Source organism: Pseudarthrobacter sp. MEB009, assembly GCF_030208875.1.
Taxonomy (GTDB): Bacteria; Actinomycetota; Actinomycetes; order Actinomycetales; family Micrococcaceae; genus Arthrobacter.
Genome location: NZ_JARVTC010000004.1, coordinates 65,034 through 79,747, shown reverse-complemented (window position 1 = coordinate 79,747; position 14,714 = coordinate 65,034). Strand labels below are relative to the sequence as shown.

The following is a 14,714-nucleotide window of genomic DNA, read 5'->3' as shown; positions in this document are numbered from 1 at the left end:
CCGCGGAGTTGTTAACGGAGGATCACATGGCTGAAAAAACCACAGGGCTGTCCAAGGACGAGCGGGATGCTGTCAAACAGCGCGCCGCGGAACTCCGGGCCGAGGAAAAAGCCGGTAAAACCCGGGCCGCAGGGGAACAGGCAGTCCGCGACGCGATCGCGGCAATGCCTGACGACGACCGTGTCCTCGCGGAGGGGATCGACCGGATTGTCACCGAGGTTGCCCCGCAGCTGGTGCGCAAGACCTGGTACGGCTTTCCGGCGTACACGGACGCGGACGGCAAGGTGGTGGTGTTTTTCAAGGCAGCGGCCAAGTTCACCTCCCGCTACGCCACAGTCGGGTTCGAGGAGTCAGCGAACCTTGACGACGGCGACCTCTGGGTCACGTCCTTCGCGCTGCTCGCCCTCACCCCGGAGACGGAGAAGCGGATCGCTGACCACATCAGGAAAGCTGCCGGCTGACCTGCCTCGAACCTTCAGGCGCGCTGGTCCAGGGCTGCCAGGAGCCGCTGGACCGAGCCGCCCAAATTCCATTCGGTGGCCAGGCGCTCCAGTTCCTTCCGCGGACCGCCGGTCACCGGACGAAGGTGCGCGCCTGCCTCCTCGAGGGTAGGCAGGTCCAGGTCCCGCACCAGGTTGACGACGGCGGGGGCTGCTTCAAGGTAGTCCCCGGCCGCCGCCAGTTTGGACCGCACGGCCGGGGAGATCTTGCTGGCGGGGTTGGCGGCTGCTTCGAGGAGTCCTGCCAGGGTCCCGTAGTCGAGGAGCAGCGTAGCTGCGGTCTTTTCGCCGATCCCCGCAACACCGGGGAGACCGTCCGAGGCGTCGCCGCGGAGGGTGGCGTAGTCGGCGTACTGCTGCGGGAGCACCCGGTATTTGGCCACCACGGTTTCCTCGGTCATCACGTCCAGGTTCTTCATGCCCCGGGCGGTGTAGATCACCCGGACCTGGCGGCGGTCATCGCAGACCTGGAACAGGTCCCGGTCGCCGGTGACAACATCCACGGGGAAGGCCGCATGGCTGGCGTAGGTGCCGATAACGTCGTCGGCTTCGTGGTTGGCGGCGCCCACCACGGCGATGCCGGCAAGATCCAGCACCTCGCGGATCATGGGCAGTTGCGCCTCCAGCGCGTCCGGGACCACCTCGACGTCGGTGGCGTCAGGAAACGCCTGGGCCACCCGGTGGGCTTTGTAGGTGGGAATCAGGTCCACCCGCCACTGCGGCCGCCAGTCGTTGTCCCAGCACGCCACAAGGTGCGTGGCGCGGTAGTCGGTGGTGAGCCGGGAGATCATGTCCAGCAGCCCGCGGACCGCGTTCACGGGGGTCCCGTCCGCCCGCCGGATGGAATCCGGCAACCCGTAGAAGGCACGGAAGTACAGCGACGCGGTGTCCAGCAACATCAGGCGGTGGGGCATACCTGATCCTTCCACGGCGCCTGCCGATCCGGCTACCGCCGGACGCCGGTACCGGCCCGCTGGCCAGCCACGATACCGCCTGCAAGGTGAACACCCCACGTGGAGATCATGGCAGGGGACATCGCCGCGCAGGTTTCGGAACCCCGTGCAGCCTGCAGGCCACGGCAATTGAACAGTTACCGGGTGGGGTCACGCCCGCGACGTACCGGACCGGAAACGGCCAGCGGCACTGACCAGCAGGTCGCGGCCGGCCCGCTCCAGGATGGGGTCCAGGCTCAAGGTGGGGTGGTTGACCAGGACGCCGATGTCGCGCTGGATCCGCTGCAGGGGATGTGCCAGCCGGTGCACGCCGGCTCCGGAACCGGCCATAACCAGGCGCACCGCGTCCTGGGCGGCATCGGCGCTGAGGCCCAGCAGCAGCCGGACCTCGGCTCGCCCGGATTCGGTGGGGTCCGCGCCCTTCCCGGGTCCCGCCGTCGTGATGGCGCCAAGGGCCTCCGTCCACAGCAGGCGGGCCGAGGCGAGCTGTCCGAAGGCCCGGGCAAAGCGTGCCTGCGCCAGCGGCGAGTCTGCCTGCCGGCCCACGGGGTTTTTGCCGCCGCCGGCCTGCAGCCGGTCCCGGAACAGGTCCACGGCGCTTTCTGCAGCGCCGAGGGCCACCGAGGGCGCCACCAGGTTCAGCAGCGTCCCCATGGGTGCGTGGATCAGGGGTTCCGGGTGGATCCTGCTGCCTGGGTTGTCCGGCGCCGCCAACTTCTCCCACGCCAGGGTGCGGTAGCCCGGAACAAACAGGTCCTTGGCCAGCAGGTCATTGCTGCCTGTTCCGCGCAGGCCGTCGGTTTGCCAGGCATCCTGCAGTTCCAGCTCCGGCACCGGGACCAGGCACTGCAGGCGAACGCCGTCGAGGTCCACGGCCAGCAGGGCCCACTCCGAGTGCAGGATGCCGGAGGCAAAGCGCCAGTGCCCGGTGATGGCCAGCCCGCCGGGCACGGTGCGGGCCGTTCCCGCCGGTGCGCTGGTCGCAGCGGCCAGGGGCATGGTTCCGTGGTTGAACACCTCGTCCTGGATCTGACGCGGCCAGCGCGCCAGCATCCAGGCGTGTTCCATCAGGTGCCCTGCCGTCCAGGCCGTCGAGGCGCAGCCCCTGGCCAGCAGCCGGATGACCTCTGCATAGGTGTCCGCGCCCATGCCGAAGCCGCCCAGGGCCTTCGGGACCACGACCCGGAAGACTCCGGCACCATGCAGGTCTGCCACGGTGTCCGCCGGCAGGCGCCGCTGCGCCTCGGTGTTGGCAGCGCGGGACTGCAGGGCCGGGGCCAGGGCCTCCACCCGGGCCAGGAGGTCTGCGGGATCGGGGATGCCGGCAGGCGCCGGCACAGCGGAAGCATTTCCTGCAGAACGCTCCACGGCGGAGGGCTCGACGGCGGCCGGCAGGACCAGCGTATGGGCGGTCCGGTCGCGCTTGGCGGCGAGGTACCGGCCGTTGGCCGCCGAAAGGTGCACGCCCGTGGCGACCGACTCGGTGATGCCGATGCCGAACCCCGCCAGTTGGGCGGCCTTGTCCGGGTTGTTGCTCAGCAGCCGCACGGAGGTGGCGCCCAGGGCGTGCAGCATCTGGGCCGCGGCGGTGTAGTCCCGTTCGTCAGCCGCGTGGCCCAGCGCCAGGTTGGCATCGTAAGTGTCCAGCCCCGTGTCCTGCAGGGCATAGGCGTCCAGCTTTGAATACAGTCCGATGCCCCGTCCTTCCTGCCGCAGGTACAGCAGGAAGCCGCCCGTGCCGGCAATCTGCTCCACGGCTTCGCGGAGTTGGGGTCCGCAGTCGCAGCGCTCGCTGCCGAAGACGTCCCCTGTCATGCACTCGCTGTGCATCCGGACCAGCGGGGCGGCTCCGGCCGGGGATCCGGTCGCGGGGTCGGCACCGAGGAGGGCCTGCTCCCACGGTCCGAGGGCCAGCAGCAGGTGTTCCTTGCCGTCGGCCAGGCCGTGGAAGGTCAGGACGTCAGCGGTGGTGCTGTATCCGTCGGAAAAACGCAGGGGAACGGTGACCTGGGTGCGCACGGTGGCCGCGGGCGGGACCGGGAAGTGGCGGGAGGTGTGGGCAACAGCGGTCATGGCGGTCCTCTGCGGTCGAGTTACTTGAAGCTTAAAGTTTATCTTAGGTATGTTTACTCAAAGCTTCAAGTATTTCGCCGTGTGACCTGCCGCCCGCGCCTCCCGGTTAGAGCGCCGTCGGCGCGTCCCCGAAGTCGGGGATGGGCAGCCGTGCGCCATTCTGGAGGGCGGATTCGTGCGCAATGATGCCGGGAAGCGTAAAGCGAGCGGCGGTCCAGGCGTTGACCGGGGGCAGCGTTCCGGAGTTGACCGCCGTCACAAAGTCGTCCACCAGGAAATGGTGGCTGCCCTCGTGGCCGTTGGGCGCGCCCTGGAATTCGGCGGGCAGCCGGAAACTGTCATGGACAGGGGCCAGCCCGGACACAAAGGCGTCACGGAGTTCCGGCGCCACGTTCTCCAGCGACGGATCGTCCAGGGACATGCTGGCCTGCGTCGCCATGAGGTGCGAGATGTCCTCCACGGCCGCCTTGTTCTGCCACACCGTCACGTTGGCCAGCTGCTCGAAGCTGGCCTCCGTGCCGAAGAACCGGAACCGCGATTCACGGATGTGGGAGGGGTAGCCCACCCGGCGCATCTCATTGGTACGCATGGCCCCGCCGTCGCTCATTTCAAACAGGGCGGTGGCGTTGGAGAAATCGTTGCCGAACATGCTGATCTCACGGTCGAAGACGCCATCGCCGCGGTCATCCCTGACCCCGACGCAGCTGACGCTGACGGCATGGGAGGCCGTGGCGCCCAGCACGCCGCCGATGGCGTGGGTGGGGTAGAGCATGGGCGGGTAGCTTGCCGTTTCCTTCCACTGCTCGCCGCCACTGTAGGCGTAGGCATCGTAGAAGCCCAGGTCCATGTCGTGGACGTAGTCGCCTTCGGTGTAGAACAGCCGGCCGAAGTCGCCCGCGGCCTGCCGGTTCCGGGCATAGACGGTGGCGGGGTTGTAATAGCTGGTCTCCCCCATCATGTACACCTTCCCGGTCTCCCGTACCGCCTCGATGATCCGCGCGATCTCGGCTTCGGTGATGGCCATGGGCACCGCCGAGTAGACATGCTTGCCGGCCCGTAGCGCACGCTCCACCAACGGCCCGTGGGTCCAGCGCTGGGTGAAGATGGCCACAGCGTCCACGTCGGAGGCAAGCAGGTCATCGAAGGACGCCATGGTGCCGGTCAGGTGGTGTTGCCGGACAGCCTCTTCGGCACGCTCCGGGCGCTCGTCCACGGCGTAGACGGCACTGACGCCGGGGTGCAGCATAAACAGGTGGGCAAACTGGCCGCCGAACTGGCCGGCGCCAACCACGCCGAGAGAAAACGTCATTGTTATGGGTCCTTTTGTTGAGTGCGGGTGCGGTTCCACTATTCTTGGCCGTATTTCTACTCGAGTCAACTGTTTTTCAAGTTGCCGCTCTCAATCTTTAGCAGCAAGCTTTCTGATTTGGCCTTGATCTATCTACTCGTGTAGATAGAAGATTCGGGTTAAGCGGGCAACCCGGCCTGACCGGCCCGGTGGCGGCCACCGCGCCGCCGGTGTGCAATTCTGGGGGAATGGATTTGGAGGTGCTACCCACGCTTGTTATCCCGGCGGCCGAGCTGGGCTGGCGATTTTCGCGCGCCTCAGGTCCCGGCGGGCAGCACGTCAACACCACCGACAGCCGGGCGGAGCTGTCCTGGAATCCAGGCGCTTCTGCTGTTCTTTCGGAAGGCCAGCGCGGAATGCTGCTGGCCCGGCTGGGCCCCCGGCTCGTTGCCGGCGTGATCACCGTGACGGCGTCCGAGCAGCGCTCTCAGCTGCGGAACCGCGAACTGGCGCTGGCGAAACTGGCGGCGCTGGTTGCTGATGCCTTGGCGCCGGGTCCGGCCGTTCGCCGGGCCACCAAGCCCACCCGCGGGTCGCACCGCCGCCGCCTCGCCGCCAAGGTGCAGCGGTCCGCCACCAAGCAGCAACGACGGCGGCCACCGGCGGAGTAGCGGCTTTTAGGGGCGCGTTCAAGCGCCGCTGTTCAGGCCCGGTTGTTCAGGCGCGGTTGTTCAGGGCCAGCCGGGCGAAGAAATCCTCAACCACCAGCCGAGAATCCAGCTGCTTATAGAGCCGGCGGGACGGCGCGGTGCCGGTTGTTTCATAGCTGCTGGTGACATCGTCGAGGCCGGTGACCAGCAGCGGCGCGCTGTCCCCCAGGCACCAGGTGGGGCCGAACTTTACGACGTCCGGAACCTGCAGGGTGTCAAAGCGCTCCCAAAGCCAGGCGCCGGCGTCGCCCGCTTGTTTCAGGCGGTGCTCAAGCTCCGCCAGGGAAACCACCAACTGACGGTAGGTCTCGAGCGGAAACTGCCACACCGCCAGGTCCGGGTTGCGGAGGACGAAGCCGGCTGCTTCGGGGTCGGTGAAGTAGTTGTATTCATCGGCGTCCGCCGCCGCGCCGCCTACCCAGGCCAGGGTGAGCCGGCCGGCGATGCCGGGATCCGCCAGCAGGGCGTCCGCTACGTTGGTCAGCGGCCCTGCGCAGACCAGGACCGCGGGAAGGTCGCCGTCGGCGTTGGCCGCCGCCACGATGGCGCGGGCAGCGGCGGAATCCCGCGGCCTTCCCGTGAAAGGACTGTCCGGACCGGCGTGGACCGGGGCCGGGACAGCCAGGACCTGCAGGAGTTCCGCCGCAAGGGCTGACCCCGCCAGGGCCTGGCCGGCCGGCGGGCCGAACATGGGATTGGTCAGCGACCCCGTCACGGCGATGATCCGGTTGGCCGGAGACAACGCATGGTGGGCCAGTCCGATCAGTCCATCCGGATCGCCCGCCCAGTCGTTGTCGATAATGACGCGGCATCGTGGTTCAACCCGGATCATGCTGTCCCCTTCCACCGCCGGGCGCTTGCCGCGGTGACGTGCGGCCCCTTGGTCCTGCCGGGATGGCAGCCGGTAACCGTCAGCCAACCATGAACCGGCAGGGCCTGCCGGTGCCGGCGGATTTCATTCAATGGAAGGGTTTCACTCCTGCGTAGGGGCAGGCGCGGTGGTGAGCAGGGCCCGGAGTGCCTGGCCCAGCGGTTCCGTGAAGTCGGCGGAGGTTGCAGAGGTGACCGGCTGGACACCGGTGGAGGTCCGCAGCATCACCAGGCCCAGCATGGTGGCGATCGCTATCTGCGCCCGCAGGAGGAGCGGCTCCGTGGTGGGGTCCTCCGCACGCCAGCCGGCAACCCCGGCAAGCCGTTCCGTGAAGGACTCCAGCGTCCTGCGGCGGATGGCATCCGCCCGCTCATCGCCGGAGGACCGGAGCAGAAGCAGCAGCTGGAGCGGATCATCCGGGTTGGGCAGTTCGATGATGTGCCCGATCAGCCTGTCCACCAGTTCGTCCACCGTGCCGGGGCGGGTAATCCGCCGCGGATCCAGTTCGTCAACGGTCCGGCTCATGCAGGCTTCAAACAGGCCCTCCTTCGACCCGAAATAGCGGCTGATCAGGGCTACATTGACGCCCACGTCCGCGGCGATATGCCGGACCGTGGTAGCCCGGAAGCCTTCGGTGGCAAACCTGCGGCGGGCAGCCTGGACCAGGCGGCGGCGCGTGCCAGCTGCGTCCCTGCCCGTCGTCGTCTGTTGGTTGTCCATGTCCTGCCTTTCCTTCCCCAACCCTATCCGGAATACCGGCATGTAAACGCATGTTGACTTAGGTTGTTCCGTGATCAATTATGAGTCATCAACTGTTTACATCTTGGAGGAGCATCATGTCCGTCACTACGCAGCAACCGGCCGGGAGTCCCGCGCCCGGAGCGGACGTCCAGCGGCCCCGGGGCACCGCAATCATCATGTACCTGGCCTTGGCCGGGCTGTCCTTTGCCGTCCTGCAGTCACTCGTGGCCCCTGCGCTGGGTACCATCGGCAAGGACCTGGGCGTCGCCACCAGCGATGCAAGCTGGGTCCTCACCGCCTACCTGCTGGCCGCCGCCGTCCTGACGCCCGTGCTGGGCCGCCTGGGAGACATGGTGGGCAAGCGTAAAGTCCTCATTGTGGTGCTCGCGCTGCTCCTGGCCGGTACCGTCCTGGCCGCCCTGGCCACCAACCTCACCGTGCTGATCATTGCCCGGGTACTCCAGGGCGCGGCCGGTGCCGTGATGCCGCTGTCCATCGGCATTGTCCGCGATGAGCTTCCCAAGGAGCGGGTCAGCGTCACCATCGGCCTGCTGTCCGCGATTTTCGGAATCGGCGCCGGCATTGGCATCGTAGCTGCCGGGCCCATCGTTGAGGCCTTGTCCTGGCACTGGCTGTTCTGGCTGCCCGCCGTGCTGGTCCTCATCGCCCTCCTGGGTGCCATCTTCGGGATGCCCGAGTCCCCCGTCCGCAAACCCGGCCGCCTGGACATGCTGGGAACCGGCGTCCTCACCGTGGCCCTGGTGGCCATCCTGCTGGCCGTCACGGAAGGACAGGCCTGGGGCTGGGGCGATGCCAAAACTGTTGGCCTCCTGATCGGCGGCGCCGCCGCACTGGCAGCCTTTGTCATCATCGAACTGCGCGTTGCCGAGCCCCTGGTGGATGTCCGGCTGTTCAAAAACCGTGGCGTGTGGACCGCCCACATCGTTGCCCTGGCCTTCGGGTTCGCCATGTTCGGCACGTTCATCCTGATCCCCACGCTGCTGCAGTTGCCGTCCGTGCTGGGGTACGGCTTCGGCAAGTCCGTCAGCGAGGCGGGCCTGTACCTGCTGCCCACCATCGTGGCCATGGTCATCTCCGGTGTGGTGGCCGGTGCCCTCATCCGCCGGATCGGACCAAAGGTTCCCATGATTGTGGGTGCCGTGTCGGTCATCGCCGCATTTATCCTGCCCGCCCTGGGCCATGCGGAGGCGTGGCAGATCCTGGTCTCCGGCGTCCTCACCGGCATTGGCATCGGTATGGCACTGGCTGCCACGTCCAATGCCATTGTCGAAAGCGTTCCCGCCACCCAGACCGGCGAAGCCATCAGCGCCAACACCGTGCTGCGGACCATTGGCAGCAGCGTGGGCACCGCAGTCATCGCGGCGCTCATCTCTTCCAACGTCACCCCGCAGGGGGCGCCGTCCGACGACGCCTTCACCCTGGGCTTCTGGGCCTCGGCTGCCGTGGGCGTGCTCGCCCTCCTGGCTGCACTCCTGGCCCCGTCGCACCGGCAGCGGAAGCAGGACGCGGCAGCCGCCGGAATCGACGACTTTCCTGAAGCAGGCAGCTAGGTCCGGACCGCGGGGCAACGCCGGCGCCGGCCTCAGCGGAGCCTGCGGTCCAGCCGCTGCTCCATGCGGTCCAGTGCCTGGGCAGCGGCGGCGGCTTCACGCAGGCTGCCGAATTCCCCTGCCAGCAGTGGGCCGGCGGCGTCCGCCTCGCAGGTGTCGCCGATGGCTTTGGCCGCGGCTATCCGGACCCGCTCCGTTCCGTCGGCCATCAGTTTGACCAGTTCGTCCGCGGCCTCCGGCAGGTCCCGGAGGCGGCAGACTTTTGCGCACATCTCCCGCACCCGCCAGTGGTCATCGGAAAGTCCGGACACCACGGCCGGCGCGGCCGTGGTGTCCCAGACGTAAAGCAAGGCCCGGGCGCCCCAGACCCGGAACCAGTACGCGTCCCAGCCAGGGGAGCCGCCCAGCAGTCGGATATCCCTCACCCCGTCCTTGCCGGCCCCGTCCAGACCAGCGTCGTCCGGACCAGCGTCGCCCGGGTCGGCGCCGGCCAGCAGGCCCGCCGCCCAGTCCACCACCTCATCCGCGCCGTAGCGCCGGACTGCCGATTCGATCAGGGCCTGCGGACGTTCCCTCATGCCCCGATCCTAGGGACCGGGGCCGGGAACGCAACTACTTTCCGTGCGGAACGATCACGGCCCGGGCGCTCAACTGCCCGTCCGCCAGCCTGCGGTAGGCGGCCAGCCCGTCCTCGAGGCTGAACGTCTCGATGTCCGGCACAATCTGGCCTGCCCGGTACATGTCCACCACCTCGTGAAGTTCCTCGATGGTGCCCCAGTAGGTGTTGGTGATGGTGGACTCGTACGGCGTGTTGAAGAAGGTCCACTCGTGGACTCCCCCGGCAATGCCCACCACGGTCAAGCGGCCGCCCTGCGCCATGGATCCGGTGGCAGTGGCGATGGTGGGCGTAACGCCAACAAAGTCGAAGGCCGCGTCAACGCCGCGCCCTCCGGTAATGGCGCGGATCCGCTCCACCTGTCCGGGACCGCCCGGGACGGTGATGGCGCCGGCAGCTTCCGCCTTGGCCATGGCCTCGGGTTTCATGTCCGTGGCGATCACCGTGGCGCCGGTCAGTGCCTTGAGGATCTGGACGGCGATCTGGCCCAGGCCGCCAAGTCCGACGACGAGCGCGAACCGGCCGCCACCCGCCAGGTTGGGCATGGCCTGCTTGATGGCGTGGTAGGGCGTCAGTGCGGCATCGGACAACGGGGCTGCAGCCACGGGATCCGCGTCGCCCAACGGAATCAGGTTCCGGACCGGCACGGTGACGTACTCCGCCATGCCGCCGTCGCGGCCCAGTCCGATGGCGAGGTAGGGGTTGGTGGCGGCGTTGGCACAATAGGTGTCCTGCCCCCGGGAGCAGGCCTTGCAGTGGCCGCAGCCAACGGGCCCGTACACCAGGTATGCGTCGCCGATCCCGATGCCGGAGACGCCGGGACCCACTTCCTCGACCCAGCCGGAGCTTTCGTGGCCCAGGACAAAGCCCTTTTTGATGTTGCCGGGGACCTCTGCGGTGAAGTCCTGGAAAATGCTGACGTCCGAGTGGCAGGCACCGGCGCCGGCCACCTTCAGCAGGACCTCGCCCGGGCCGGGCGTTGGCTTGGCCACGTCCGCCAGCACGGGAAACTGCTGCCATTCCTCAAAAACGATTGCGCGCATGTCGATGGTCTTTCTGTGTGGTTCAGGTCAGGGGGCGGTGCGGACCGCCCGGCTGCCGGAGCGTGCCGGGCAATCCGCAGGGGCTTTGGCGATCAGCGGGCGGTATAGCCGCCGTCGACCACAAGTTCGGAGCCGGTCATAAACGCAGCGTCGTCGCTGGCGGCGAACAGGATGACCGCTGCGACATCCTCGGGCCGGCCCAGCCGCGCCATCGGGGTGGTTTCCGTGAGCAACTGGCGGTCGGTGTCCCCCAGGATGGGCGTGTCAATGAATCCGGGGTGCACCGAGTTCACGCGGACGCCTTCCGTGGCCCAGCCGAGCGCCGTGTTTTTGGTCAGGGTGCGCACGGCGCCCTTGGCTGCGGCGTAGGCCGGGGACGTTCCGAAGCCGCCCACAATCCCGAACATGGAGGAGACGTTCACCACCGCGCCGTTGCCGGACTCCTTCAGGGCGGCCGATGCGGCCTTGACACCGAGGAACACGCTGGTCTGGGTCACGGCAACCACTTTGTTGTAGGTTTCCAGGCTGGTGACTTCAATGGCCTGGTTGTCGCCGATGCCGGCGTTATTAACCAGGACGTCCAGCCGGCCGAATTCCCGCAGGGTGAAGGCCACGGCGTCGGCCCAGCCGGCCTCGCTGGTGACGTCCAGGTGGATGGCCCGGGCATTGCCGCCGGCGGCCTCGATCCCGGCGACAACCTGCGCTGCGGGACCGTCCTGGACATCGGCGATGACCACCGAGCCACCTTCCGCCGCGAAACGTACCGCGGAAGCCCGGCCAATGCCGCTGGCCCCTCCGGTGATGATGCCGACGCGACCGTCAAAACGGGCCATGGTGCTTCCTTCCAGCCGATGGGCCGGACAACCGCCGGCCTCAGATATCTATCCAACACTTGTTGGATACTTGACACGCTACGCTCGGACTGGCGGTAAATCCACCGCTGGAGTCCGACATCACCCGGGAGTGTGACCTGCATGACATCGCCGCAGAAGGAGGGCGCCGCCTTGGCACCCGCGCTGGACCCCCGGGCTCAGCGCAGCAGGGAGCGCCTCGCCGCGGCCATCCTGGACCTTGCGGCGGACCACGACGCCGGATCGCTCACCGCTTCCCAGGTGGCCGCTGCTGCCGGGGTGAACAGGTCAACGTTCTACCAGCACGCCGCCTCACCGGTGGCGCTCCTCCATCAGGTGCTCTCGACGGAGCTGGACGCCCTGCGCTCCGGGAACCTTACAGCGACGGATAACGAACTGGGCGATGCGATCCGCGCAGTCACCGCAGGAGTGGTCCAGCACGTGGACCAGCACCGCAGGATCTACCGGCGCGGCCTGAACACCGACGCCGGTCCTGCCGGGCTGCACGCCATGCTGGGCGGGCACTTCGAGGCATCCGTGCGGCTGGTCCTCGAAAGCAGGGGCATCACCGTCAGCGCCCGGGACGGCCGCCGGGTTCCGGCGGCGATGGTGGCCCGCTTCATCGCTTACGGCGTGGTGGGTGCGTTCGAGTCGCGGTTGCTGGAGGATACGCCCCGGGCCGCCGGGGATTTCCTGGCGGACCTCAGCGAACTGCTGCCCGCGTGGTGGCCGATCGGCTGACAGGCCGGTGCCACCGCAGGCAGGGCGCTAAGCCAGCCGGGCCGCCAGGTAGGGTGCGGTCCGGGATGCTGCCGAACGGGCCACGTGGGCGGGGGTTCCGGCCGCAACAACCTGGCCGCCCGCGTCACCGCCGGCAGGTCCCATGTCGATCACCCAGTCGGCGGCGGCCGCCACGTCCATGTCGTGTTCCACCACAACAACGGTGTTCCCGGCATCCACCAGCTTGTGCAGCTGGGCCATCAGCAGCTGCACGTCAGCCGGGTGCAGCCCGGTGGTGGGCTCATCCAGGAGGTACAGGGTATTGCCCCGCTGGGCCCGCTGCAGTTCGGTGGCCAGCTTGATGCGCTGCGCCTCGCCGCCGGACAGCTCCGTGGCGGGCTGGCCCAGGCGAAGGTAGCCCAGCCCCACATCGCGCAGTGCCTGCAGGCTCCGCGCCGCAGCAGGGATGTCGGTGAGGAAACCGGCAGCGGCGTCCACCGTCATGCCCAGGACACCGGCCACCGTCTCGCCGCGGTACGTCACCTCAAGCGTCCCGGGGTTGAACCGCGTGCCGTGGCATTCCGGGCAAGGCCCATAGCTGCCGGGCAGGAACAAAAGCTCAACGGCCACAAAACCCTCACCCTCGCAGGTTTCGCACCGGCCACCGGCCACGTTGAAGGAAAACCGGCCGGCACCGTAACCGCGGGCACGGGCATCCTCCGTGGCGGCGAATTCACGGCGGACCGCGTCAAAGAGCCCCGTGTACGTGGCCAGGTTGGAGCGCGGGGTCCGCCCGATGGGCTTCTGGTCCACCGACACCAGACGGTCAATGCGGTCCAGTCCGGCCGCTGACAGCAGACCCTCGGCGGGCCCGTCATCAGCGTGCAGCCGGTGGCCCACAACGTCGGCCAGGACCTGGCTGACCAGCGTGGACTTGCCGGAGCCGGACAGGCCGGTGACGGCGGTCAGCACACCCAGCGGCACCTCGACGTCCAGCCCGCGGAGGTTGTTGCGGGTGACGCCGCGCAACTCAAGCCATTCCGAGGCATCCCGGCCGGCACCCGCGGCGCGCTGCTCCGCGGCGGTACCCGTTCCGGCGTCGGCCGTTGCTACTGCTTCCGCCGGAAACAGGAAAGGCCGCGTCACGGATGACGCTACGCCGGCCAGGCCGGCCACCGGCCCGCTGTACAGCACCTCGCCGCCGCCTTCCCCGGCCCGGGGTCCCACGTCCACCAGCCAGTCGGCCCTGCGGACCACATCCATGTTGTGCTCCACCACAAACACGGAATTGCCGGCCGCCTTGAGCTGCTCCAGGACCGCCTGAAGCGCTTCGGCGTCCGCCGGGTGCAGCCCTGCCGACGGTTCGTCCAGCACGTAGATCACGCCGAACAGGCCGGACCGGAGCTGGGTGGCGATCCGCAGCCGCTGCACCTCCCCCGGCGACAACGTGGGGGTTGCCCGGCCCAGGCCCAGGTAGCCGAGGCCCAGGTCCAGCAGGACCGTGACCCGCTGGAGCAGGTCACGGGTGATGGTCACCGCCACCTCGTTGGTTTCGCCGGTGCCCTGCCGGCGCGAGGCGGTCCCGGCGTCGTTCACGCGTGTGGTGGGGCGGATGATGTCCGCCAGTTCGGTCAGCGGCGCCGCGTTCAGTTCGGCGATGGTCCGGCCGGCGAAGGTGACGGCCATGGCTTCCGGGGTGAGGCCGCTGGCGCCGCAGACAGCGCACGGACCGGTCTGCATAAACCGCAGCGCCCGCTCACGCATGGTGTTGCTCTTTGAATCCGCCAGTGTATGCAGGACGTAGCTTTTGGCGCTCCAGAACCGGCCCTTGTACGGCTTGGCCACCCGGTCCCGCTGCGGCGTGATCTCCACAACGGGCTGCTCGGCGGTGAAGAGAATCCAGTCCCGGTCTTTTTTGGCCAGCTGCCGCCACGGGGTATCCACGTCGTAGCCCAAATGGATCAGGATGTCGCGGAGGTTTTTGCCCTGCCAGGCACCAGGCCAGGCAGCGATGGCGCCGTCGCGGATGCTCAGGGACCGGTCCGGGACCAGCGAGTCCTCGGTGACCGTGTGTGTGGTGCCCAGGCCATGGCATTCTGGGCACGCCCCGGCCGCGGTATTCGGGGAGAAGGCGTCCGAGTCCAGCGGACGGGCGCCGGCGGGGTACGTGCCTGCGCGGGAAAAAAGCATGCGCAGCGAGTTGGACAACGTGGTGACGGTACCCACCGTGGACCGGGCCGTGGCCGTCCCGCGGCGCTGCTGGAGCGCGACGGCGGGCGGCAGGCCCGTGATCATTTCCACCTTGGGATTGTGGCCCTGCTGGATCAGGCGCCGCGCGTAGGGCGCAACAGATTCAAAGTAGCGGCGCTGCGCCTCGGCGTAGATGGTACCGAAAGCCAACGAGGACTTGCCGGAACCCGAAACACCTGTGAAGGCAACAATCGCGTCCCGCGGAACGGCGACATCCACGTTGCGGAGGTTGTTTTCCCGGGCTCCCCGGACAGTGACGAAGCCGGCAGTGGCCTGGTTGTCAGCCGGCAACTGTCCGGCGTCGCGGGAAAGGTCAGCTGCTTGAACGGTCTGCATCTATGCGGGTTCCTCCGGCATCCGCCGGCGGTGCGGCGGATGCTGTTGATTGGTCCTGGCTGTCCACTGTATCGCCGGTCAGGAGCCCCCAGCGACGCAAGTCCCCCTGACGGCCCGCCCCATTGGCATGCCGGCTGTCCAACCACGTGAGGGATGCCTTGCCGGTACACGTTCCAGCAGGGCCTCCCACA

General features: G+C 68.2%; 13 protein-coding genes. 4 read left to right on the top strand and 9 right to left on the bottom strand.

Features of this window, described 5'->3' with window-relative positions:
* Window positions 1–26 precede the first annotated feature (26 nt).
* Window positions 27–461, top strand: a complete 435-nt coding sequence (locus QRN07_RS02330) for an iron chaperone (RefSeq protein ID WP_285240272.1) — start codon at window positions 27–29, stop codon at window positions 459–461.
* Window positions 462–475: 14 nt separating this feature from the next.
* On the opposite strand, the gene QRN07_RS02325 is transcribed toward QRN07_RS02330, so the two are convergent.
* From QRN07_RS02325 to QRN07_RS02315, 3 genes are all read right to left on the bottom strand, one after another.
* Entirely contained in the window at window positions 476–1,414 is a 939-nt protein-coding gene (locus tag QRN07_RS02325) for a 5'-3' exonuclease (RefSeq protein WP_197273546.1), read from the bottom strand.
* A 189-nt stretch (window positions 1,415–1,603) separates the two neighbouring features.
* Window positions 1,604–3,526 carry a GTP cyclohydrolase II RibA gene (gene ribA / locus QRN07_RS02320; protein ID WP_056600455.1) on the bottom strand — a complete coding sequence of 641 codons (1,923 nt, stop codon included), beginning with the start codon at window positions 3,524–3,526 and terminating at the stop codon, window positions 1,604–1,606.
* A gap of 106 nt (window positions 3,527–3,632) precedes the next feature.
* Window positions 3,633–4,835, bottom strand: a complete 1,203-nt coding sequence (locus QRN07_RS02315) for a Gfo/Idh/MocA family protein (RefSeq protein ID WP_056600457.1) — start codon at window positions 4,833–4,835, stop codon at window positions 3,633–3,635.
* A 227-nt stretch (window positions 4,836–5,062) separates the two neighbouring features.
* Here QRN07_RS02315 and arfB point away from each other — a divergent pair, with 227 nt between their 5' ends.
* Window positions 5,063–5,485, top strand: a complete 423-nt coding sequence (gene arfB, locus QRN07_RS02310) for an alternative ribosome rescue aminoacyl-tRNA hydrolase ArfB (RefSeq protein WP_050685167.1) — start codon at window positions 5,063–5,065, stop codon at window positions 5,483–5,485.
* Window positions 5,486–5,531: 46 nt separating this feature from the next.
* On the opposite strand, the gene QRN07_RS02305 is transcribed toward arfB, so the two are convergent.
* Entirely contained in the window at window positions 5,532–6,356 is an 825-nt protein-coding gene (locus tag QRN07_RS02305; RefSeq protein ID WP_056600459.1) for a nucleoside hydrolase, read from the bottom strand.
* A gap of 141 nt (window positions 6,357–6,497) precedes the next feature.
* Window positions 6,498–7,115, bottom strand: a complete 618-nt coding sequence (locus QRN07_RS02300) for a TetR/AcrR family transcriptional regulator (protein ID WP_082484338.1) — start codon at window positions 7,113–7,115, stop codon at window positions 6,498–6,500.
* 116 nt (window positions 7,116–7,231) lie between these two features.
* Between QRN07_RS02300 and QRN07_RS02295 the strand changes: the two genes are divergently transcribed.
* Window positions 7,232–8,707 (top strand): MFS transporter, encoded by a 1,476-nt coding sequence (locus QRN07_RS02295; RefSeq protein ID WP_056600461.1) that lies wholly within the window; start codon window positions 7,232–7,234, stop codon window positions 8,705–8,707.
* Window positions 8,708–8,739: 32 nt separating this feature from the next.
* Here the strand turns inward: QRN07_RS02295 and QRN07_RS02290 are convergent, their stop codons facing one another.
* The 3 genes from QRN07_RS02290 to QRN07_RS02280 form a co-directional block, all read right to left on the bottom strand.
* Window positions 8,740–9,285, bottom strand: a complete 546-nt coding sequence (locus tag QRN07_RS02290; protein ID WP_056599888.1) for a HEAT repeat domain-containing protein — start codon at window positions 9,283–9,285, stop codon at window positions 8,740–8,742.
* Between the two features lie 34 nt (window positions 9,286–9,319).
* A complete protein-coding gene (locus tag QRN07_RS02285) occupies window positions 9,320–10,366 on the bottom strand; it encodes an NAD(P)-dependent alcohol dehydrogenase (protein WP_050685171.1) in 1,047 nt (348 codons plus the stop codon).
* A 92-nt stretch (window positions 10,367–10,458) separates the two neighbouring features.
* Entirely contained in the window at window positions 10,459–11,199 is a 741-nt protein-coding gene (locus QRN07_RS02280) for an SDR family NAD(P)-dependent oxidoreductase (RefSeq protein WP_056599885.1), read from the bottom strand.
* A gap of 141 nt (window positions 11,200–11,340) precedes the next feature.
* Between QRN07_RS02280 and QRN07_RS02275 the strand changes: the two genes are divergently transcribed.
* Window positions 11,341–11,958, top strand: coding sequence for a TetR/AcrR family transcriptional regulator (locus QRN07_RS02275; protein ID WP_050685173.1), 618 nt, complete (start codon window positions 11,341–11,343; stop codon window positions 11,956–11,958).
* 27 nt (window positions 11,959–11,985) lie between these two features.
* Here QRN07_RS02275 and QRN07_RS02270 read toward each other — a convergent pair whose 3' ends face one another.
* Window positions 11,986–14,523: an excinuclease ABC subunit UvrA gene (locus QRN07_RS02270; RefSeq protein WP_056599882.1), complete on the bottom strand. Its 2,538-nt coding sequence runs from the start codon at window positions 14,521–14,523 to the stop codon at window positions 11,986–11,988.
* Window positions 14,524–14,714: the final 191 nt, after the last annotated feature.